This is a genomic window from Pseudomonas entomophila, from assembly GCF_029478665.1.
Lineage (GTDB): Bacteria > Pseudomonadota > Gammaproteobacteria > Pseudomonadales > Pseudomonadaceae > Aquipseudomonas > Aquipseudomonas entomophila_F.
In genome coordinates, this window is sequence record NZ_JARPQB010000022.1 from 72,934 (window position 1) to 92,730 (window position 19,797).

General features: G+C 64.5%; 21 protein-coding genes. 12 read left to right on the forward strand and 9 right to left on the reverse strand.

The window, feature by feature from the left end; genetic code table 11:
• Positions 1-24 precede the first annotated feature (24 nt).
• Both P5705_RS13215 and P5705_RS13220 read right to left on the reverse strand, forming a co-directional pair.
• Positions 25-585, reverse strand: coding sequence for an antibiotic biosynthesis monooxygenase (locus tag P5705_RS13215; protein WP_277461282.1), 561 nt, complete (start codon positions 583-585; stop codon positions 25-27).
• Between the two features lie 51 nt (positions 586-636).
• Entirely contained in the window at positions 637-1,260 is a 624-nt protein-coding gene (locus P5705_RS13220; protein ID WP_277461283.1) for a hypothetical protein, read from the reverse strand.
• Positions 1,261-1,455: 195 nt separating this feature from the next.
• Here P5705_RS13220 and P5705_RS13225 point away from each other — a divergent pair, with 195 nt between their 5' ends.
• Entirely contained in the window at positions 1,456-1,905 is a 450-nt protein-coding gene (locus tag P5705_RS13225; RefSeq protein ID WP_277461284.1) for a flavodoxin, read from the forward strand.
• Positions 1,906-2,150: 245 nt separating this feature from the next.
• Here the strand turns inward: P5705_RS13225 and P5705_RS13230 are convergent, their stop codons facing one another.
• Positions 2,151-3,029: a LysR family transcriptional regulator gene (locus tag P5705_RS13230; RefSeq protein ID WP_277461285.1), complete on the reverse strand. Its 879-nt coding sequence runs from the start codon at positions 3,027-3,029 to the stop codon at positions 2,151-2,153.
• A 101-nt stretch (positions 3,030-3,130) separates the two neighbouring features.
• On the opposite strand from P5705_RS13230, the gene P5705_RS13235 reads away from it, so the two are divergent.
• From P5705_RS13235 to P5705_RS13255, 5 genes are all read left to right on the forward strand, one after another.
• Positions 3,131-3,517 (forward strand): CidA/LrgA family protein, encoded by a 387-nt coding sequence (locus P5705_RS13235; protein WP_277461286.1) that lies wholly within the window; start codon positions 3,131-3,133, stop codon positions 3,515-3,517.
• Positions 3,507-4,193 (forward strand): LrgB family protein, encoded by a 687-nt coding sequence (locus tag P5705_RS13240; RefSeq protein WP_277461287.1) that lies wholly within the window; start codon positions 3,507-3,509, stop codon positions 4,191-4,193. Before P5705_RS13235 ends, P5705_RS13240 begins: the two co-directional genes overlap by 11 nt.
• Before the next feature lie 185 nt (positions 4,194-4,378).
• Positions 4,379-5,284 (forward strand): alpha/beta fold hydrolase, encoded by a 906-nt coding sequence (locus P5705_RS13245; RefSeq protein WP_277461288.1) that lies wholly within the window; start codon positions 4,379-4,381, stop codon positions 5,282-5,284.
• A 115-nt stretch (positions 5,285-5,399) separates the two neighbouring features.
• Entirely contained in the window at positions 5,400-6,314 is a 915-nt protein-coding gene (locus P5705_RS13250; RefSeq protein ID WP_277461289.1) for an SDR family oxidoreductase, read from the forward strand.
• A gap of 529 nt (positions 6,315-6,843) precedes the next feature.
• On the forward strand, positions 6,844-10,011 hold the full coding sequence (locus P5705_RS13255; protein ID WP_277461290.1) for a dermonecrotic toxin domain-containing protein: 3,168 nt from the start codon (positions 6,844-6,846) through the stop codon (positions 10,009-10,011).
• On the opposite strand, the gene P5705_RS13260 is transcribed toward P5705_RS13255, so the two are convergent.
• On the reverse strand, positions 10,008-10,784 hold the full coding sequence (locus P5705_RS13260; RefSeq protein ID WP_277461291.1) for an IclR family transcriptional regulator: 777 nt from the start codon (positions 10,782-10,784) through the stop codon (positions 10,008-10,010). The genes P5705_RS13255 and P5705_RS13260 overlap by 4 nt on opposite strands.
• Before the next feature lie 189 nt (positions 10,785-10,973).
• Here P5705_RS13260 and hmgA point away from each other — a divergent pair, with 189 nt between their 5' ends.
• The 4 genes from hmgA (at position 10,974) to P5705_RS13280 (ending at position 15,753) form a co-directional block, all read left to right on the forward strand.
• Positions 10,974-12,275, forward strand: coding sequence for a homogentisate 1,2-dioxygenase (gene hmgA, locus P5705_RS13265; RefSeq protein ID WP_277461292.1), 1,302 nt, complete (start codon positions 10,974-10,976; stop codon positions 12,273-12,275).
• Between the two features lie 3 nt (positions 12,276-12,278).
• Complete coding sequence (gene fahA, locus P5705_RS13270) at positions 12,279-13,571, forward strand: fumarylacetoacetase (protein ID WP_277461293.1); 1,293 nt, start codon at positions 12,279-12,281, stop codon at positions 13,569-13,571.
• A gap of 12 nt (positions 13,572-13,583) precedes the next feature.
• Complete coding sequence (maiA, locus tag P5705_RS13275) at positions 13,584-14,213, forward strand: maleylacetoacetate isomerase (protein WP_277461294.1); 630 nt, start codon at positions 13,584-13,586, stop codon at positions 14,211-14,213.
• Between the two features lie 190 nt (positions 14,214-14,403).
• Positions 14,404-15,753, forward strand: coding sequence for an MFS transporter (locus P5705_RS13280; RefSeq protein ID WP_277461295.1), 1,350 nt, complete (start codon positions 14,404-14,406; stop codon positions 15,751-15,753).
• Here the strand turns inward: P5705_RS13280 and P5705_RS13285 are convergent.
• A complete protein-coding gene (locus tag P5705_RS13285; RefSeq protein ID WP_277461296.1) occupies positions 15,742-16,548 on the reverse strand; it encodes a SirB1 family protein in 807 nt (268 codons plus the stop codon). The two genes, P5705_RS13280 and P5705_RS13285, sit on opposite strands and share 12 nt — an antisense overlap.
• Positions 16,549-16,671: 123 nt before the next feature.
• Here P5705_RS13285 and P5705_RS13290 point away from each other — a divergent pair, with 123 nt between their 5' ends.
• Positions 16,672-17,691, forward strand: coding sequence for a Leu/Phe/Val dehydrogenase (locus P5705_RS13290; protein ID WP_277461297.1), 1,020 nt, complete (start codon positions 16,672-16,674; stop codon positions 17,689-17,691).
• A 39-nt stretch (positions 17,692-17,730) separates the two neighbouring features.
• Here the strand turns inward: P5705_RS13290 and P5705_RS13295 are convergent, their stop codons facing one another.
• The gene (locus tag P5705_RS13295) at positions 17,731-17,994 is read right to left on the reverse strand and encodes a YebG family protein (protein ID WP_277461298.1); all 264 of its coding nucleotides are present in this window, start codon (positions 17,992-17,994) and stop codon (positions 17,731-17,733) included.
• Between the two features lie 243 nt (positions 17,995-18,237).
• Between P5705_RS13295 and P5705_RS13300 the strand changes: the two genes are divergently transcribed.
• Positions 18,238-18,708 carry a phosphate-starvation-inducible protein PsiE gene (locus P5705_RS13300; RefSeq protein WP_011535644.1) on the forward strand — a complete coding sequence of 157 codons (471 nt, stop codon included), beginning with the start codon at positions 18,238-18,240 and terminating at the stop codon, positions 18,706-18,708.
• A 3-nt stretch (positions 18,709-18,711) separates the two neighbouring features.
• Here P5705_RS13300 and P5705_RS13305 read toward each other — a convergent pair whose 3' ends face one another.
• From P5705_RS13305 to P5705_RS13315, 3 genes are all read right to left on the reverse strand, one after another.
• Complete coding sequence (locus tag P5705_RS13305; RefSeq protein WP_277461299.1) at positions 18,712-18,999, reverse strand: DUF3509 domain-containing protein; 288 nt, start codon at positions 18,997-18,999, stop codon at positions 18,712-18,714.
• A 130-nt stretch (positions 19,000-19,129) separates the two neighbouring features.
• Positions 19,130-19,477 (reverse strand): HPF/RaiA family ribosome-associated protein, encoded by a 348-nt coding sequence (locus P5705_RS13310; protein ID WP_277461300.1) that lies wholly within the window; start codon positions 19,475-19,477, stop codon positions 19,130-19,132.
• Positions 19,478-19,487: 10 nt separating this feature from the next.
• Positions 19,488-19,797, reverse strand: a 310-nt coding sequence (locus tag P5705_RS13315; RefSeq protein WP_277461301.1) for a hypothetical protein, incomplete at its 5' end; no start/stop codon positions are given.

Below are 19,797 nucleotides of genomic sequence, written 5' to 3' on the forward strand. Positions count from 1 at the left end.
TGCGCGGCCTTGCGAGCCCGCGCCTCAGCGGCTGCGCAGGCCCGTAGGGCGCTCTTGCTCCGGGCGTGGGGCCGGGTTCAGCCAGCCGGCCAGCAAGCGGGTCGACAGGGGGATGAACAGGTACACCATGACCGGCGTCAGGGCCAGGGTGCTGATCAATACCCGGGGCAGCAGGTCCAGTGGCGCCAGCCAGTGGCCGAACAGCAGGTTGAACAGCAGCGAGACCGGGAAGAACGCCAGCCAGATGGCCGTGGCCTGCTTCCAGCGTGGTGGTTTTTGCACCATGTTGGTGCCGAACCAGTCGTCGATGCCGCTCACGCGCTTCTCTTTGGGGCGTTCGAACAGGCCGTCGCCGCGTTGCAGCCAGGCGCGGCGCGAGGCGGAATGCTCCCAGGCGTGCAGCGTGTGTTCGTTGGTGAAGCGGAAGATGATCTGGAACTCATCGCCGTCGGTGGGCGGGGCGAGGATGCCCGAGCCGAGATAGCCGGGGAAGTCGGTGGCCAGTTGCTCGCCTTCGTGCAGCCAGGCCAGCAGGTCCTGGTAGCGGCCGTGGGCGGCGCAGGCGTGCTTGCAAGAATCGGGCACGGATTATCGCCGATCGATCATGACCGGTCAGTTTCAGCCGAGGGGTGGTGGTCAGACCGCGATGGGCGCCTGGGCGTGCAGCTCGGGGTGGGCCTGGCGATGGGCCTGCAGGATGTACTCGCGCAGGCGCTCGATCTCTTCGGCGGGGCTGTGCGACAAGTCATAGGCCGCCAGCCGTGGGCCGATGCGCCGGCGCAGGGTGCCGTGCAGGCCGATTGCCGGGATGCCCTCGGGGGCGAAGTGCAGGTCGAACTGTGCAGGGGCCGTGCTGCGGTCGCGCACTTCCAGCAACACGCCCTTGAACGAGATGTCGCGCACCCACAGCGCGCTTTGTTGGTGGTGATCGTCCAGCAGTGGCGCGGGTTGTTCCAGCGACAGGCGCCAGGGCCGCAGCATGGGGCCATCTTCGTAGATGTCCGGCGAACCCAGTTGCAGGTGCAGGGCGTGGAATTCGTCCTCGACCAGTTGCAGCGGGAAGCTCAATTGCTGGTTGTTGAAGCTGGCCTGCAGCGTGACTTGTTCGTTGGCCACCAGGCGGGTGAGCAGGTCCTTGAGACGACGGTCGCCGTTGACCAGCAGGCTCGACATGGGGTCGGCCAGGTTCAACTGGGGCGAATGCTGCATGTCCTGGATGAAGTCCAGCTCGTCCTGGGAGAGGAGGGCGTCTGCTTGCATGGTCGAACTCGAAGGGGCGATCGATATGGGCGATTTCTTCACGGCGATGGACCGCGGTGCATGGGCTTGGTTCACGCCACTGGTCGGATCGCGGTTCGATCCGACGGGTGCCTGTGACTTTTGGCGGAGGCGGCCTTTTGCCACTGTCGGATGCTAGTATCCTACGTTTTCACTCAGTTTCGGAATCCTCACCCGATGAAAGTCGCCATTATTTCCGGTTCGGTGTATGGCACCGCCGAAGAAGTCGCCCGTCACGCCGAGTCCCTGCTCAAGGCGGCAGGCCTTGAAGCCTGGCACGCCTCCCGTGCCACGTTGCAGGATCTCGAGGGGTTTGCCCCCGAAGCGCTGCTGGCCGTGACCTCGACCACCGGCATGGGCGAGCTGCCGGACAACCTGATGCCGCTGTTCAGCGCCATCCGCGACACCCTGCCAGCGGCCTGGCGTGGGCTGCCGGGCGCGGTGATCGGCCTGGGCGATTCGAGTTATGGCGATACCTATTGCGGTGGCGGCGAGCAGATGCGCGAGTTGTTCGCCGAGCTGGGGGTGCGGGAGGTGTTGCCGATGTTGAGGCTCGATGCCAGCGAGACGGTGACGCCGGAAACCGATGCCGAGCCGTGGTTGGCGGAGTTCGCGGCAGCGCTGTAGGAGCGGCTTCAGCCGCGATGGCGGCATCGCGGTACCTGGCACCCGCTTTGCGGGTGATCGCGGCTGAAGCCGCTCCTACGGAGGGCGAGCCAAATCAGTGAGACGGTGACGCCGGAAACCGATGCCGAGCCGTGGTTGGCGGGCGCTGTAGGAGCGGCTTCAGCCGCGATGCAGGCAACGCGGTGTCAGGCACCCGCTTTGCGGGTGATCGCGGCTGAAGCCGCTCCTACAAGGGGCGAGCCAAATCAACGGGGTTCCCGCAGCAACGCCAGCCACGCCTGCGCCGCCCGCGACAGATAAGCCCCCCGCCGCCAGATGAAGGCGATATCCCACTTCAGGTAATCCGGCGCCCGCAACGGCAGGCGCACCACCCCGGGCCGCTCCAGCGCCCGCGCCACGATGGCCGGCAACAACACCACGCCCTGGCCCGCCGCCACCAGCGCGGCAAGAAAGTCCGCCTGGCCACTGCGCCCGCCTTCCTTCGGCGTGAACCCCACCTGCTGGCAAGCGCTGAGCAAGCGATCATTGAGCACGAAGCTGCGCTGGTACAGCAGGAACGGCGTATCGGCCAGTTGCCCCAGCTCGACCTCGACCCGCCCGGCCAAGGCATGATCGGCCGGCAGCAGGGCTTCCAGCGCCTCGTTGCAGAATGGCTGGCAGTCGAACGCCGGATCGCTTGGTGTCAGGCTGCCGCCCAGCTCCAGCTCACCGCTCCTGACCGCCTGCTCGACCATGCGACTGCCGCCTTCGAGCAAATGCACGCTGATATTCGGGTAGCGACGCCGGTATTCGGCGAACAACCCGGCGAACAGTGCATCGCTGCCGAGTAGCGGCAGGCCGAGGCGCAGCTCGCCGCGAGCCAGCTGGCCGAGGTCGTCCAGTTCGTTGAGCAACTCCTGACGCTGGCGCATCAACGCTTCGCCGCGCTGCAGGACGATGCGTCCGGCGGCGGTCAGGTGCAGCTGCGAGCCTTGCCGCTCCAGCAAGGGCTGGCCGATGGCCTGTTCCAGCTGAGCGACCTGCTTGCTCACCGCCGACTGGCTGATGTGCAAGGTGCTCGCCGCCTGGGTGAAACCACCCCGATTAACGACTTCGATGAAACTGCGCAGCTGTTTGAATTCCATGGTCACCATTCCATTTTGGAATGCCGATCAGTCTAGCAATTCGCTTCTGGCCTGGCTGGCCGAATTCTACAATGGGCACGTTGTCGAGGACCCCCCCGCCCATGAATGCCGAATTACTCAAGAAAACCCTTCGCCTGCTCGCCGAGCTGGCGGTGCTGCTCGCCCTGTTCCTGATCGGTGGCCAACTCGCCGCCTGGCTCGCCTGGCCGATCCCTGGCGGCGTGATGGGCCTGGCCCTGCTGCTGGCGCTGTTTGCCACTGGCGTGGTCAGGCCCGCCACCTTGCAACTGGGCGCCAAGTGGCTGATGGCCGAGATGCTGTTGTTTTTCATCCCGGCGCTGATGAGCCTGCTGGACTACGGCAGCCTGCTGCGCAGTGAAGGCTGGCGCATCCTGCTGGTGATCGCCGTGAGCACCCTGCTGGTGATGGTGGTCACCGCGGTGACCGTGGAGCTGGTGTGCCGTTGGAGGTTGCGCCATGAGCCTTGAGCCCATGCCGGTGTTCTGGCTTGTGCTGACCCTGGCGGCCTATCTCGGTAGCCGCTGGCTGTACCGGCGCAGCGGACGCTACCTGCTGTCGCCGTTGATCCTGGTGCCGGCCCTGTTGCTGGCGGTGGCCGTGCCGCTGCACACCGCCTACGCCGAATACGCCCGCAACACCCATTGGCTGATGGGGGTGCTGGGCCCGGTGACCGTGGCCTTCGCGGTGCCGATCTGGCAGCAGCGGAAAATGCTGGCCCGGCACTGGCCGGCGCTGCTGGTGGGCATGCTGGCCGGCAGCGTGGCGTCGATCGGCAGTTCGTGGGTACTGGCGCACCTGCTGGCGCTGGACGAGTCGGTCAGCCTGTCGCTGCTGCCGCGCTCGATCACCACGCCGTTCGCCATGCCGGTGGCCCAGGACCTGGGCGGCGTGCCGGAACTGACCGCGGTGTTCGTGATGTTCACCGGGGTGCTGGGCGCGCTGTTTGGCGGCGTGCTGCTGCGCTGGCTGCCGCTGCGCACGGCGCTGGCCCGTGGCGCGCTGTTCGGGGTAGGCGCCCATGGCGCGGGCGTGAGCCGGGCCCAGGAAGTGGGGCGCGAGGAGGGTTCGGTGGCCGGGTTGGTCATGGTCCTGACCGGCTTGCTCAACCTGTTGGCCGCACCGCTGCTGGTCATGCTGCTCTGACCGTTCGTGCCACTGACTCGCACGGTCATCAGGCTGGCTGCCAAGGCAACTTATCACCTTCGTAGGGGCTTCTAGACTGTGCCTCGACATAGAGAGCACATGCATGTGCCGAGGTGACTTGCAATGAACGCAGCCTTGCCCTATTCCGACACTCATTCCGACACTTACACACCGGGACGACCGTGATGCCTCTGGCAGAGATTCCATTGTGCGTCTGGCGTACCCGGAGCAGGAGTTTCAGCTTCCAAGGCCAGAGCATCCGCTACTGGACGGCAGGGCAAGGAGAGCCACTGCTACTGCTTCACGGTTTCCCCACCGCCAGCTGGGATTGGCACTACCTGTGGGCACCGCTAACCCAACGCTACCGCGTGGTGGCTTGCGACATGCTGGGCTTCGGCGATTCGGCCAAGCCCCCGGACCACGACTACAGCCTGCTGGAACAGGCCGACCTGCAACAGGCGCTGCTCGCCCACCTGCAGATCGACCAGCCTGTGCACCTGCTGGCCCACGATTACGGTGGCAGCGTGGCCCAGGAGTTGCTGGCACGGCATCATGAGCAGCGTCTTGCGATCGCCAGCTGCGTGTTTCTCAACAGCGGGCTGTTCCCGGAAAGCTGCCGGGTGCTGCTGATTCAGAAACTGTTGCTCAGCCGCCTGGGCTGGCTGGTCGGGCGCTCGTTCGGGCGCGACGACCTGGTGCGCAATGTCACCCAGGTCTACGGGCCCTGCACGCACCCGAGCGAGAGTGCCCTGGATGACTACTGGAGTCTGATCGCCGCCAATCACGGCCCGCGAATCCTGCACAAACTCATCAATTTCCTGCCCGAACGTCGGGCCCAGCGTGAACGCTGGGTCAGCGCCTTGCAGCGCGCGAGCGTGCCGCTACGCTTCATCAATGGCGCGGTAGACCCGTTGTCGGGCGCGCACATGGTCGAGCGTTACCGACAGGTGGTGCCGGAGCCGGACACCGTCGTGCTGCAGGGGATCGGCCATTACCCGCACACCGAGGCGCCGGTGCAGGTGTTGCGCCATTACCTGGCGTTTCGTGAACAGCCGTTGTGTTTCATCCCGCAGAAGGTTGCCTGGTCGTGACCGGACGAACATCGCCGGGCGTTATCGCCCGGCATTCGCCACGGTGGGCTTGATTGCCCGGCGCCCATGGCAGGCGGAGACTGGTTGCATCCATCCATTGCCTGGAGCCCTGAGCATGAGCGAGCCGGTACGTCTGCAAGATCGAGTGGTGATTGTCACGGGGGCCGGTGGCGGCCTGGGCCGGGCCCATGCGCTGCTGTTCGCCGCAAGGGGCGCCAGGGTGGTGGTCAACGACCTGGGTGGCAGCACCCATGGCGAAGGCGCCAATGCCTCGGCGGCCGACCGGGTGGTGGAGGAGATCCGCGCCGCGGGCGGCACGGCAGTGGCCAACCATGACTCGGTCACCGATGGCGCACGCATCGTCGAGCAGGCCCTGGACAGCTTCGGCCAGGTCGATGTGCTGGTGAACAACGCCGGCATCCTGCGCGACAAGACCTTCCACAAGATGGAGGACAGTGACTGGGAGCTGGTCTATCGCGTGCATGTCGAGGGTGCCTACAAGCTCACTCGCGCGGCTTGGCCACACCTGCGCGCGCAGAACTGGGGGCGGGTGATCTTCACCTCGTCCACGTCGGGCATCTACGGCAATTTCGGCCAGGCCAACTACGGCATGGCCAAGCTCGGGCTCTACGGGCTGACCCGCACCCTGGCCATCGAAGGGAGCAAGAACGGCATCCTGGTCAATGCCATTGCGCCAACCGGCGCGACCCGCATGACCGAAGGGCTGATCCCTCCCCAGGTGTTCGAACAACTCAAGCCGGAACTGATCAGCCCGCTGGTGGTGTACCTGGGCAGCGAGCAGTGCCAGGACAGCGGCCAGTTGTTCGAGGTTGGCGGTGGCTGGGTGGGCAAGGTGCGCTGGGAGCGCAGCCTGGGAGTGGGCTTCGATCCGCGCGAGGGCTTCACGCCGGAGCAGGTGGCGGACAACTGGGCGCGGATCGGCGATTTCGACGGCGCGGTGCATCCGCAGGACAGCCTGCAGGCATTGCAGCAGATGATGGCGAACTTGCAGCGGTTCCCTTTGGTGTAAGCAACATCACTGAGAGGGTTCGACCTCTGTAGGAGCGGCTTGAGCCGCGATCACCCGCGAAGCGGGGGCAAGACACCACGTTGCCTGAATCGCGGCTAAAGCTCCTACAGATGATTTTGCACAGCTCAAGGCGCCGGCCTTGTACCGCCCCCCATAAGGCCATGAAAAAGCCGATGGTTCTTGCAGAAATAAAAAAGGCCGCTGCAACCGCAGCGGCCAATCGAGACGTAGATCAAGGAGCTTCAAAATCAACGTCGGTGAACCTTGGTGGCCCGAAAGGCGGGGGGGAGAGCCCTTCGTGCCGACCAGTGAGGTAAGAATAAGCACTTGTTGCCGTGGGAAAAATACCGGCTTCTGACATTCTCTATTACATCGTCCGTGATAATCCTTCCGTTTTCAGGCTGTAGATCCAGAGCAGTCTTCAGCCTGCGTAGGCTAGTTGAACTTTGGCCTGTCAGGCTTTCCCTCCTCCTTCCCTCTTTCACATTGCTCATTGTTCAGGCTCCTACACAAATATTGGAGATTGAGCATGAACTTCGAGCCGCTTTTCCTGGCCGAAATCGCCGATGCCGCTGACTTTCCCAAGCAGGTGCTCGGTGCCGCCAACCTGAGTCGCCCCGGTACGCAGGCACAGCACTTCCAGGACGATGTGCTTGGCGCTCTGGCCTTGAGCACGCTGGCGCTCCAGGCACAGCTGAGCAGCGCGCCAAGGCCGCCCGAGGAAGTCGAGCATTGGTGGTCGGAGCAGTCGGAGGTGTTATCCCAGCAGCTTCAGCATCACGTGACGCTTGAGCTCCAGGCCTGGGCGATACAACGCCGTAGCGAAAGGCTGGCCATCGAGGCACTGCTGCCCAATGACCAGGCCAGAACGGTCATCGCCTCGGTCTCGCTGCGTACGCAGGACGACCTGAGCATAAGGATTCCGGGATGCGTGGCGATGTTCGCGCCTGGGGCTGACAGCGAGGCGTCCAAAGTGGTCTACGGCTTGGGCCTGGGTAAGTGGTTCGATACCGATCAGGACTTGGCCGAGCAGATGCTCTGGGATTTGAAACAGGATGGGCAGTGGTTAGCCAACTTGCTGCCGAAACAGCATGAGGCGTTGTTGAGCGCGGACGCTGTCGAGCTTGAATTCGAACCACTGGGCGAGCCATTTGAAGACTATCTGATCAGGGACATGCAGGTGCTTCAGGCATGGCTGGTCGAGCAAGCCCTGGATGAAGAGGTGGGTGATATCGAGGCGGCGGTGTCGATACACCCACTGGCCGAGCGGACACAGAAGTCGGTGGCAGACCTGCTCGAAGTCTTCCGGCGCAGGCGGATGCCGGAGTGGATGCGCAACTTGTCGGACCAGGAGCGCGAGCGGATCGCCGAGCTCGACGAGGTGCTGGCCCAGGCGCAGGAGGCCCTTGTGCAGCACACCGGGCACACCGATTTTCACGGGTACGCCCTAGAGAAGATGAACGAATGGCTCGAGGCGGCCGGTGTCATGGATGTTTCCGCGCAGGACATCGAACTGCACGTCAGCCATGACTTCGTTGCAGCGGGGAAGACGTCTGCGACCAGCTTGCTGGAGTGGGTATGTGGCGGCGCCTACCTCGGCGATCACCTGACGGTGGAGTGCGCCTGTGAAGACCTGCGGGAGATATTGACGCCGGAGCATCTGGTGCAAATGGCGCAAGCGCTGGACCTTCAGACGAGCTACGCCGCAATGGTAGAGAACGCTTACCAGGGGGATACCGCTGACACCCTGTTGCGCGAAACGATGGACGCCAAGCTGCGGCTTGCTATCCAGGTGGCCGACTATCAAGGGCTCGACCGGCGTGGGGTGGCACTGCTCGAGGCGGCCTTGGAAAACGGCTGGGCAGGCCCGTCGATGGGGATTGCGGGGGTAAGCATCCTGCACGACGATCATCAGTTCTCCCTTACCAATCATCTGTGTCTGAGCAACGACGATGGCTACCTCCTCTACGCGCCTGGTTCGCCGAAAGGAGATTTCCGCTTTTTCACATCGATGGAGGCATTGAGCTTCGGTGTGGGTGAGATGACTGCCACCGCCGAGGGCAATGCCTATCTGTTGAAGCATGGGCTGCACGACGATCGTCCTGAACTGGTCAGGTTCTTCCAGCTGATCCAGCGTCTGCCTTCTGCCTGGTCTGGGCAAACCGTGAGCTTGCAGGGCGCGCAGGCCGAAGACTGGGATGAAGTGGTTGAAGTGTGGGCGGTATTGAAGAAGGAGAAGATCAAGGATGACCTCAAGGCGATCAGGCCTGAAGCGTATCCCCATGCCGACGCATTCAAGCTGCAGCGCGTGACGGACCTCGGCCATGAGCTGCGGGTGCTGGCGCTGGAATATCAGGCCACTGTGAAAATCCCCAGCGCCGATGTGTATTTCCACAATGCCGCGGATGACCTCCTCAATGTGGGAGGCGTGGGGCCATGGATCGACCCTGACACCGTCGTCGTCGAACAGGGCAACGGTGAGAGACAGGCGTTGGTCAGCCTGTTGATCGAGTCCGGGGAGAGTTTCTTCACGCCCAGCGTTGCCCGGCTTCACTCAACCGTAGGGCAGAATCTGTCGCATCTGAACCGGTTGGTGATCGAGCGATGCATGCGTGAGCGTACGATCCAGATTAATTACCAGGCCGAACTGGAGCGCCTCTACCTTGGGCCGGATGATCGAGTCGACACACCGGCGCTGGCGCTGTATCGGTACCTGCTGGGCTTGACCATGCAGCGAGATTGCCTGCTCGAGATCATGCGAGGGTCACTTGAGGAGCCCGCGCATGTGCAATGGTTGTCCGAAGTGTGCGGGCAATTCGACGAGGGCAGTTTCATCGAGGACTGCAAGCTGGCCGAACTGATGATCAATGGCTGCCCGATACAAGGCGCTTACCTGCTTCAATCCACGGCGGCGCGGGGCACGTTGGTCTATCTGGCCGATGGTCCACGAGGGCGCTCGTTGCTGACCGCATGGGACTTTGCCCAGCAATGGCAAGGGGACGATATTCAGGATTGGCTGTTCAAGCATATTCCGGTGGCGCAGGAGGAGAAAATTCATGCGCTGATCCAGGGCGTCGAAGACGACAATGAGGACGATTCGACGGGATTGAAGGGGTTCGAGCGAATACTGCGCTCACTGCGGGCCTATCGCAATATCGATCATCTGGGGGCTTCGCTGCGCGGTCAGTTGCGACAGTTGCTCGATGAGGCCCAAAGCAATGCCCGAGGTGTGCTGGCGCGTATCGGTTGGCAGATCTATTCGCACCTGTGGACAATCCTCAAGATCGTGACATTGCCGTTCCCGCCCGCGCGGCTGGCCATTGCGTTCGTCGATGCGGCCTACGCCTTCTACAAGGCAGCCGTGGCGCTTCGCGATGGTGATCAGTTCGAAGCGATCAAACTCTATGTGACCGGCACGCTCGGCTTCCCTGGCATCATCGATGCGTTGAAACCCTTGGCCCAGGCAGTGCTCATCACGCCGGTCATGAAGGCCTGGTCGAATCTGTTCCCAGGCCCATCGTCGCCTTGGTTCAGCAAACTCAAGACGTTCATCCTGACCCACAAGCTGGAAAGACGAATCGCCATCGAGATAGGCGGCGAAGTCACTTCGGGGCTTTACGAGAAGTTCGATAAGGAACTGCTGCTTTACACCGCCTACATCGCCCTGGAAAGGGAGCCTGATCGCCTGCCTGCCTAAGGCTGATAGCCCATCCGCCTGCTAACCGCCTCCACGGCGGCCAGCAGGCGCTGCGCCGCTGGCCCCTGTTCATCGGCATGGAAGATCGAGGTCGGCCCGACCACGGTCATCACCGCGGCAATCTGGCCCATGGCGTTGAACACCGGGGCGGACAGTGCATCTACCCCGGGCATCAGCAGGCCGTGCACATGGTGCAGGCCGCGCTGGCGGATCTGCGCCAGCAGTGCCGTGTAGTCGTCGGCAGTCTGCTGCCGCGCGGCCAGTTCCTGGTCGCGCAACTCGACGGTTTCCCGCTCCGGCAAGTGGGCGGCGAACACCAGCCCGGTGGAGGAACTGAGCAGCGGCAGCACCGAGCCGATCTGCGTCACCACCGTCACCGCGCGCACCGCCGGCTCGATGCTGACCACCGTCGCGCCCTGATTGCCCCACACCGCGATGAAGCAGCTTTCGTTGAGTTCGTCGCGCAACTGCGACAGCGGCAACGCCGCGACCTTCAACACATCGATGCTGCCCAGCGCCGCCATGCCTACCCGCAACGCCTCGCGGCCCAGCCCGTAATGGTTGGTGGCCGGGTCCTGTTCGGCGAAGCCGCTGGCGATCAGCGCCTGCAAGTAGCGGTGGACCTTGCTCGCCGGCATCTGCACATGTTCGGCCAGGCGCGACAGTGAGGTAGAGGGGGACAGTTCAGCCAGGGCCTTGAGGATGTCGGTACCGACTTCCGCCGAGCGGACCTTCTGTTTGCCGTTGTCGGCGCTGGTGCTGGCTTTGGCCATGAGGGACTTCTACGCAGATTTCATTGGGTGGCGCCTTTATAGCTTGACGCCTGCGCACGAGCAAATTACGTTATTCGTAATCTGATTACGATAAAAACAATGCAGACGCGCTGCCACCCCCGTGCCAGTCTCCGGATCGGGCCAGCAGCCAGCTGCCAGCAACGGCTCCGCGTGAGCCCGGAGGCCCCGATGACCCGCGACACATCCCCCCAACTCCAGTACCTGAGCGGCTTCGGCAACGAATTCGCCAGCGAAGCCCTGCCCGGCGCCTTGCCGGTAGGGCAGAACTCGCCGCAGAAGGCCCCCTACGGGCTATACGCCGAGCTGCTGTCGGGCACCGCGTTCACCATGACCCGCAGCGAACTGCGCCGCACCTGGCTGTACCGCATCCGACCGTCGGCGCTGCACCCGCGCTTCGAGCGCCTGGAGCGCCAGCCGCTGACCGGCGCGCTGGGCGCCATCACCCCCAATCGCCTGCGCTGGAGCCCCCAGCCGATGCCGGCCGAGCCCACCGACTTCATCGAAGGCTGGCTGCCGATGGTGGCCAACTCGGCTTCAGAGAAGCCGGCCGGGGTGAGCATCTACATCTACCGCGCCAATCGCTCCATGGAGCGGGTGTTCTTCAACGCCGACGGCGAGCTGCTGCTGGTACCCGAACAAGGTCGCCTGCGCATCGCCACTGAGCTGGGCGTGCTGGAGGTCGAACCGCTGGAGATCGCGGTGATCCCGCGCGGCATGAAGTTCCGCGTCGAACTGCTCGACGACCAGGCCCGTGGCTACATCGCCGAGAACCACGGCGCGCCGCTGCGCATCCCGGACCTCGGCCCGATCGGCAGCAACGGCCTGGCCAACCCGCGTGACTTCCTCACCCCGGTGGCCCACTACGAAGAAACCAGCGGCCCGGTGCAACTGGTGCAGAAGTTCCTCGGCGAACATTGGGCCTGCGAGCTGCAGCACTCGCCGCTGGACGTGGTCGCCTGGCACGGCAGCAACGTGCCATACAAGTACGACCTGCGCCGCTTCAACACCATTGGCACCGTCAGCTTCGACCATCCCGACCCGTCGATCTTCACCGTGCTCACCTCGCCAACCAGCGTCCACGGCATGGCCAACATGGACTTCGTGATCTTCCCGCCGCGCTGGATGGTGGCCGAGAACACCTTCCGTCCGCCATGGTTCCACCGCAACCTGATGAACGAGTTCATGGGCCTGATCCAGGGCGCCTACGACGCCAAGGCCGAAGGCTTCCTGCCCGGCGGCGCCTCGCTGCATGGGGTGATGAGCGCCCATGGCCCGGACGCCGAGACCTGCGACAAGGCCATCTCGGTGGACCTGGCGCCGCACAAGATCGACAACACCATGGCCTTCATGTTCGAGACCAGCCAAGTGCTGCGCCCGAGCCGCCAGGCCCTCGAGAGCCTGCAATTGCAGGCCGACTACGATAGTTGCTGGGCCACCTTGCCGAGCACCTTCAACCCGAACCGGAGATAACCGATGAACCAGACCGCCAACGCCCGTAGCTGGGTCGAGCACGCCAACGGGCACCGCGACTTCCCGCTGCAGAACCTGCCCCTGGGCATCTTCAGCCGCCCAGGGCAGGCGCCGCGTTGCGGCGTGGCCATCGGCGACGCCATCCTCGACCTGGAGGCCGTGCTGGCCAGCGGGCTGTTCGAAGGCCAGGCCAAGGCCGCCGTCGAGGCCACCCAAGGTGGTGCGCTGAACGCCTTCTTCGCCCTGGGCCGCCCGGCCCGCGTGGCCCTGCGCGAGCGCCTGCTGGCGCTGCTGGGCGAGGGTAGCGAGCACCAGGCTGCATTGAAGACCGCGCTGTATCCGGCCAGTGAATGCCAACTGCACCTGCCAGCGAAAATTGGTGACTACACCGACTTCTACGTGGGTATCGAGCACGCCAAGAACGTCGGCAAGCTGTTCCGTCCGGACAACCCGCTGCTGCCCAACTACAAGCACGTGCCGATCGGTTACCACGGCCGCGCCTCGACCATCCGCCCGTCCGGCAGCGACGTGCGCCGCCCCAAGGGCCAGACCCTGCCGGTCGGCCAGACCGAGCCCAACTTCGGCCCCTGCGCGCGCCTGGACTACGAGCTGGAGCTGGGGATCTGGATCGGCCAGGGCAACGAGATGGGCCAGCCGATCCCGATCGGCGACGCCGCCGAGCACGTGGCCGGTTTCTGCCTGCTCAACGACTGGTCGGCGCGTGATATCCAGGCCTGGGAATACCAGCCGCTGGGCCCGTTCCTGTCCAAGAGCTTCATCACCACGGTGTCGCCGTGGGTGGTGACCGCCGAGGCCCTGGCGCCGTTCCGCTGCGCCCAGCCGGCGCGCCCGGAAGGTGACCCGCAGCCGCTGTCGTACCTGCTGGACAAGCGCGACCAGGCCGGTGGCGCCTTCGACATCGAGCTGGAAGTGCTGCTGCTGACCGCAGGCATGCGCGAGCAGAACCTGCCGGCCCACCGCCTGACCTTGAGCAACACCCGCAGCATGTACTGGACCGTGGCACAGATGGTCGCCCACCACAGTGTCAACGGCTGCCAGCTGCAATCCGGGGACCTGTTTGGTTCGGGCACCTTGTCCGGTGCGGCGCCGGGCTCGTTCGGCAGCCTGCTGGAGATTACCGAAGGCGGCAAGCACCCGGTGGAGCTGGCCAGCGGCGAGGTGCGCAAGTTCCTCGAGGACGGCGACGAGATCATCCTGCGCGCCCGCTGCGTGCGTGATGGCGTGGCCAGCATCGGCTTTGGCGAGTGCCGCGGCACCGTCGTGGCGGCCAAATAAGGGGGCGGGGCGATGGAGCTGTTCACCTACTACCGTTCCACTTCGTCGTACCGCGTGCGCATCGCCCTGGCGCTCAAGGGCCTGGATTACCAGGCCCTGCCGGTGAACCTGCTCAAGGGCGAGCAGCGTGGCGAGCAATACCTGGCACTCAACCCGCAAGGGCGGGTGCCGGCCCTGCGTACCGATGACGGCGAGCTGCTGGTGCAATCGCCGGCGATCATCGAGTACCTGGAAGAGGCTTATCCACAGCCCGCGCTGCTGCCGACCTCCGTGGAGGCCCGGGCCAAGGTGCGTGGCGTGGCGGCGATCATCGGTTGCGATATCCACCCGCTGCACAACGTCAGCGTGCTCAACCAGCTGCGTCAGCTGGGGCATGACGAAACCCAGGTCAATCAGTGGATCGGCCACTGGATCAGCCAGGGCTTGGCGGCGATCGAGCAACTGATCGGCGATGACGGCTTCTGCTTCGGCGCCACGCCGGGGCTGGCCGACGTCTACCTGATCCCGCAGTTGTACGCGGCCGAGCGCTTCAACATCGACCTCGCCGGCTACCCGCGCATCCGCCGGGTCGCCGCCCTGGCCGAACAGCACCCTGCCTTCCAGAAAGCCCACCCGGCGAGGCAGCCCGACACCCCCAACTGACCACAAACTCATTGGGTTGGCTGGGAACCCGCTCCCACAGGGTTCCGCGCCAACCTGTAGGAGCCGGCCTTGCCGGCGAACACCGGCAAGGCCGGTGCCATGCACCGTGGTGCCTGGTTCGCCGGCAAAGCCGGCTCCTACACGACCATCGCGACCCCGTGGCATAAAAACAAAAGACAGGTACCTTGCGATGCACAACCAGATAGCCAGCTTTCGCGCGGCGCTCGACGCGCGCCCGGTGTCTCCCTATCAGTGGCGCCTGCTGCTGCTGCTGATCCTGCTGTTGGTCACCGATGGTTATGACGCCCAGGTGCTGGGCTACGTGATTCCGGCGCTGGCCCAGGACTGGGGGCTGGAGAAGGCCGCCTTCGGGCCGGTGTTCAGCGCCAACCTGTTCGGCCTGACGGTCGGTTCGCTGGCAGTGACGCCCTTGGCCGACCGCTTCGGCGTGCGCCGGGTACTGCTGTGCTGCGTGCTGCTGTACGCCAGCCTGACGGTGCTGATGGTGTTTTCCACCTCTCTCGACAGCCTGATGCTGGCGCGATTCCTCTGCGGTATCGGCATGGGCGGCGCCATGCCCAGTGCCATGGCGTTGATGGCCGACTATGCGCCGCCGCGCCTGCGTACATTGATGGTGACCCTGGCCGCTTGCGGCTTTTCGCTGGGAGGCGCTGCGGGCGGCTTCGTCGCGGCGGGCTTCATCGACCAGCACGGTTGGCAGGCGGTGTTCCTCGCCGGCGGGGTGGCGCCGTTGCTGTTGTTCCCTTTCTTGGCTTTGTACCTGCCCGAGTCGCTGCCACGCTTGCTGCGTGATGCACCGCCGTACGCTCGGTTGCAACGAATTGTCGCCCGCTTGCTTCCAGGTTGGCAGGTTCCAGCGGCTCAAGTCGCCACCGATGAACCCGCAGACAGCAAGCTCACCATGGTGGCGTTGTTCCGCGACGGTTTCGCTCGGCCAACCTTGCTGCTGTGGGGCACCTTCTTCGTCAGCCTGATCCTGCTGTATTTCATGATCAGCTGGCTGCCGTCGTTGCTGCAGGAAAGCGGGCTGGCACTGAACCAGGCGAACCTGGTCACTTCGTTGTTCCTGTTCGCCGGCACCTTCGGCGCGGTGTGCCTGGCCTGGTGCGCCGACCGCATGAAGAACAAGGCCCGCCTGTTGGCCGGCGTATTGCTGGGGGCCGCGGTGTTCAGTGTGCTGGTCGGCCTGAACCATGACGACCCACGCTGGCTGGTACCCAGCGTGTTCGCCGCGGGTTTCTGCATCATCGGTGGGCAACTGACGCTCAATGCCTTCGTCAGCAACTTCTACCCGGCCCAGGTGCGCGCCACTGGCACCGGTTGGGCGCTGGGCGTGGGGCGCTTCGGCTCGATCCTCGGGCCGCTCATCGGCAGCCTGCTGCTGACCCTGCACATGCCGGTGGAGCAGATCTTCTTCTTCTGCGCCATCCCGGCGTTGCTGGGGGCACTGCTGGTCAGCCAGGTGCGGGCGCCACGGCCACGTGAAGTAGCGCCCAAGGGTGAAGCGTTAATGGATTGAGCGCTTGCCACTGGGCAGCTGGCTCAGGCGCTCGCCAAGCTTGAGGCGCTGCACCGGGTCGTCGGTCAGCAGCAGGGCGTGCTCCAGGTCGAAGCGTTCGGCCTGGGGGCAGTCCAGGTGTTGGTACAGGGTGGCACGGGCCAGGTAGTCACCCACCTGCACCGGGCCCAGCTGCATGACCCGCTCGGCATCGATCAGCGCGGCCAGGTCGTTGTCGTTGCTGCTGTGCAACTGGCGCAGGTTGCGTGACAGGCGCTGCAGCATCTGCATCGGCGAGGCGCTGTGCAGGTGCTCGGCGGTCAGCGTGACCTGCGGGCCGAACTGGCGAGCCAGCAGGTCGCGGCAGTCGTTGGGGTAGAGGCGCCGGCCCCCGCAGGGGTCGAGCAGGTGATCGGCACCGGGCACGCGCAGCAGGAAGTGGCCGGGAAAGTTGACCCCCTCCAGCGGGATCGACAGACACCGCGCCAGCTCCAGGGCCAGGATGGCCAGGGGCAGCGGCTGGCCACGGCGGCGTTGCAGCACCTTGTCCATCAGGGCCGCCTGCGGGCGCAGTGGCTGGTACTCGTCCTGTTGAAAACCCAGGGCATTCAACTGGCGCAGTAGCGGCTGGGCCAGCTCGTTGAGCGGCAGCATCGGCAGGCTGGCGCTGACCTCGCGCTGCAGCTCGTGCAGGCGGGCGAGGCCGGCCGCGGGCTCGACGGCCCGGTCATGCTCGGCGGCGATCCACAGGGCGGCTTCCAGCAGGGCGGCCGGCTCGCGTTCCAGGCAGGCCAGGCAGGCTTGGCGTGGGTTCATGGCACCTCTCCATCACGCTTAACTTGTAGCCCTGGCGCTGGTTTTCGTCCAGTGGTCCGACCGTGTCGCGGCGGGTTTGCACCTGCCTATACTGGAGAGAGCACCTCACGGGGGAGCCTGTCGATGTTCGCCCTCATGCAAAGTACCCGCACCCAGTCGCTGCACCTGTTCATCGACCCGCCGACGGGCCTCAAGGCCGTGGTGGTGATCCACAGCGAGCAGTTGGGGCCGGCGATCGGCGGTTGCCGCTACCTGCCCTATGCCGACGATGAAAGCGCCATGACCGATGCCATCCGCCTGGCCCAGGGCATGAGCTACAAGGCTGCCCTGGCGGGGTTGCCGATGGGCGGCGGCAAGGCAGTGATCGTGCGCAACCCCCATGTGGAAAACCGCGCTGCGCTGTTCGAGGCCTTCGGTCGCTTCGTCGACACGCTCCAGGGCCGTTTCATCACCGCCGTGGACAGCGGCACCTCGACCCTCGACATGGACTGCATTGCCCAGACCACCCCTCATGTGACCAGCACCACCGCTGCGGGCGACCCGTCACCCCACGCGGCCATGGGCGTATTCGCCGGTATTCGCGCCACCTCCATGGCCCGGCTGGGCAGCGACAACCTGGAAGGCTTGCGGGTGGCGGTGCAGGGGCTGGGGAATGTGGGCTATGCGTTGGCCGAACAACTGCATGCGGCGGGCGCCGAGCTGCTGGTCAGCGATCTGGACCCTGGGAAGGTACGGCTGGCGGTGGAGCAGTTTGGGGCTCATCCGGTGGTCAACGACGCGTTGATCAGCACGCCGTGCGACATCTTTGCGCCGTGTGGGGTGGGGCCAGTGCTCACCGGCCAGAGCGTCATGCAGTTGCGTTGCGCGGCGGTGGCGGGTTCTGCCAACAACCAGCTGACCACCTTGCAGGTGGCCGATCAGCTGGAAACCCGGGGGATTCTGTACGCGCCCGACTATGTGATCAACGCTGGCGGGCTGATCTACGTGGTGCTCAAGCACCGTGGCGAGGAGCTGGGCACCATCACCGCGCACCTGGCGCGGATCCCGACCCGGCTGACCGACGTGTTCGCCCATGCCCAGGCGGAGAAGCGCTCGCCGGCGCGGGTGGCGCAGATGCTGGCGGAGCGGTTGTTGTACGGTTGAGAGCGGGGCGGTTCGCCGGCTTGCCGGCGAACACCGAAATCACTCCGCCGAACCGCCTTCAAGCAACTCCGCCAACGCATCCGGCTGGCTCTTGAACGCCCGGGCGAACACATCGCGGTTCTTGGCCATGTAGATCCCGGCTTCCTCGACCTGCTGTTCGCTCATCGACGGCACGGCCTTGTGCAGCACCTCGGCCAGGCGTTCGGCCAGTTCGAGCATCTTGTCGTGACGGTCTGCTTCGGCCTTATCCATGAACAAGCGCTCCGGGTCGCGGCTGCTGCGGTACACCACTTCGACGGCCATTCATCACCTCTGTGCCTTTTTGCTGGTTAGGGTTGCGGACAACTGTATCTTTATACAGTACAGGCGAAAGCCACCGGACCGCAACCACGATGATGGCCTTTTGCGCTGAAAAACAGCGTAGCCCACAGGTGCCCTGCGGCAATCGGCCGCCTTCCAAGGCAAGGGCGTGGCCCTTTAACTGCATGGCACAAGCGTCACAGAGGTGGCGCACCATCCTTCAGCCGTATCGGGGAATCGAACATCGTGAACATCAAATGGGCAGACAAACTGCGCAAGGGCCTGCATGGCTCGGCCGACTCGCTGGGCAACCTGTGCGTGGAGGCTTTCCACTACCTGGCGCTGTTCGGCATCGGCGCGATCACCGCCTATGCGGCGGTGGTCACCTTCATGGACATGCTGGGCAAGGGTGGGGTCAGCGTCGATGACATTCTGCTGCTGTTCATCTACCTGGAGCTGGGCGCCATGGTGGGGATCTACTTCAAGACCAACCACATGCCCATCCGCTTCCTGCTGTACGTGGCGATCACCGCGCTGACCCGCCTGCTGATCGGCGACGTGTCGCACCACAAGGCGCCGGACGTCGGCCTGTTGTACGTGTGCGGCGGCATCCTGCTGCTGGCGTTTGCCATCCTGGTGGTGCGCTACGCCTCGTACCGCTACCCGTCGACCAAGGTGCTGGACGCCAACGGCAAGGAAGTGGAAGAGGGCAAGTAAGCCTCAGTTGGCCAGTGTGCTGGCTGGGAAGCGTTGTTGGCAGGTAAGGGCGGCCAGCACTTCCAGCGGGTTCTGCCCAAGCTCGATGGCCAGGCCCAGGTGGATGCTGTCGATGACCCGTTGCAGGCGCACCGGGTCGTTGCGCTGGGCCTCGCTGACCAGGCGCTTGGCGACCACGCCGCTGTCGTCGGACAGCGTCAGCATGATGCTGCCGTCCAGGCGCTCGATGCTCAGGTTGACCCGGTATTCGGGGGCGAAGGCGGCGCTGATCTGCTCGAAAGGGTTGTTCATGGTCAACTTCTGCACTGAATGACTGCAGGAGTTGACCGGGGCAGGGCGGGGTTGGTTCAGGCCCGCTGATCGGCCTGGACGAAAACGCCCGGCGCAAGGCCGGGCGTTGGTTGTGTGCATCGCTTGAGCTTCAGGCGTCCGGGTCACTCAGCTCCAGGGCGCCGCGCTTGCTGCGCAACTTGCCGTAGAAATGCTCCAGCGCGTTGTTCAGCTTGCCGGCCGCGCCGTCGACGGCCTGGTCCAGCGAAGTGGCGGTGTGGGTCACGGAAATCGGTTGGTGGCCTTTGGGGCGAGCCTCCATCTGGCAGCGTTTGTCATGCGGTCCGGGTTTTATGCCGTTCTCGTCGCGCAGGTGCACCTCGATGCGGGTGAGGTCGTCCTCGAAGCGTTCGAGCGAGGCGTGCAGTGTGCTGCGGACCCACTCGTCGAGCCGGATGTTGCCTTCGATATGGTTGCTGCTGTTGACCTGGATTTGCATGATTCAATCCTTATTCAGCTTGCTCGCAGGGAGGCGTGCCTAGGCCCTTGAGGCCGTTGGTATTTCTTTGCCTCTTGACTCTAAGGTCAGGCAAGCGCGGAGCGAATTCAACCCCCTTTTGAAAATAAATTTGCTGTTGCAAAAGCACCGTGGCATGACCGTGGTCATGGCGAAGATTTCCGTTTCTGACTTTTTGGTCAACTGCGCAAGAAGTTGCGCACTCAAATGTGGATAAGTGTGTGAATACATTGATGTAGAGCATGCGCAGCAAGGCCTGCAGCCAACTGCGCAACTTTTTGCCACCACTGCGCAAGAAGTTG

Coding starts and splice junctions, on each gene's coding strand:
- P5705_RS13220 (WP_277461283.1), bottom strand. CDS start 1,260: ATGCAAGCAGACGCCCTCCTCTCCCAGGACGAGCTGGACTTCATCCAG.
- P5705_RS13225 (WP_277461284.1), top strand. CDS start 1,456: ATGAAAGTCGCCATTATTTCCGGTTCGGTGTATGGCACCGCCGAAGAA.
- P5705_RS13230 (WP_277461285.1), bottom strand. CDS start 3,029: ATGGAATTCAAACAGCTGCGCAGTTTCATCGAAGTCGTTAATCGGGGT.
- P5705_RS13235 (WP_277461286.1), top strand. CDS start 3,131: ATGAATGCCGAATTACTCAAGAAAACCCTTCGCCTGCTCGCCGAGCTG.
- P5705_RS13240 (WP_277461287.1), top strand. CDS start 3,507: ATGAGCCTTGAGCCCATGCCGGTGTTCTGGCTTGTGCTGACCCTGGCG.
- P5705_RS13245 (WP_277461288.1), top strand. CDS start 4,379: ATGCCTCTGGCAGAGATTCCATTGTGCGTCTGGCGTACCCGGAGCAGG.
- P5705_RS13250 (WP_277461289.1), top strand. CDS start 5,400: ATGAGCGAGCCGGTACGTCTGCAAGATCGAGTGGTGATTGTCACGGGG.
- P5705_RS13255 (WP_277461290.1), top strand. CDS start 6,844: ATGAACTTCGAGCCGCTTTTCCTGGCCGAAATCGCCGATGCCGCTGAC.
- P5705_RS13260 (WP_277461291.1), bottom strand. CDS start 10,784: ATGGCCAAAGCCAGCACCAGCGCCGACAACGGCAAACAGAAGGTCCGC.
- hmgA (WP_277461292.1), top strand. CDS start 10,974: ATGACCCGCGACACATCCCCCCAACTCCAGTACCTGAGCGGCTTCGGC.
- fahA (WP_277461293.1), top strand. CDS start 12,279: ATGAACCAGACCGCCAACGCCCGTAGCTGGGTCGAGCACGCCAACGGG.
- maiA (WP_277461294.1), top strand. CDS start 13,584: ATGGAGCTGTTCACCTACTACCGTTCCACTTCGTCGTACCGCGTGCGC.
- P5705_RS13280 (WP_277461295.1), top strand. CDS start 14,404: ATGCACAACCAGATAGCCAGCTTTCGCGCGGCGCTCGACGCGCGCCCG.
- P5705_RS13285 (WP_277461296.1), bottom strand. CDS start 16,548: ATGAACCCACGCCAAGCCTGCCTGGCCTGCCTGGAACGCGAGCCGGCC.
- P5705_RS13290 (WP_277461297.1), top strand. CDS start 16,672: ATGTTCGCCCTCATGCAAAGTACCCGCACCCAGTCGCTGCACCTGTTC.
- P5705_RS13295 (WP_277461298.1), bottom strand. CDS start 17,994: ATGGCCGTCGAAGTGGTGTACCGCAGCAGCCGCGACCCGGAGCGCTTG.
- P5705_RS13305 (WP_277461299.1), bottom strand. CDS start 18,999: ATGAACAACCCTTTCGAGCAGATCAGCGCCGCCTTCGCCCCCGAATAC.
- P5705_RS13310 (WP_277461300.1), bottom strand. CDS start 19,477: ATGCAAATCCAGGTCAACAGCAGCAACCATATCGAAGGCAACATCCGG.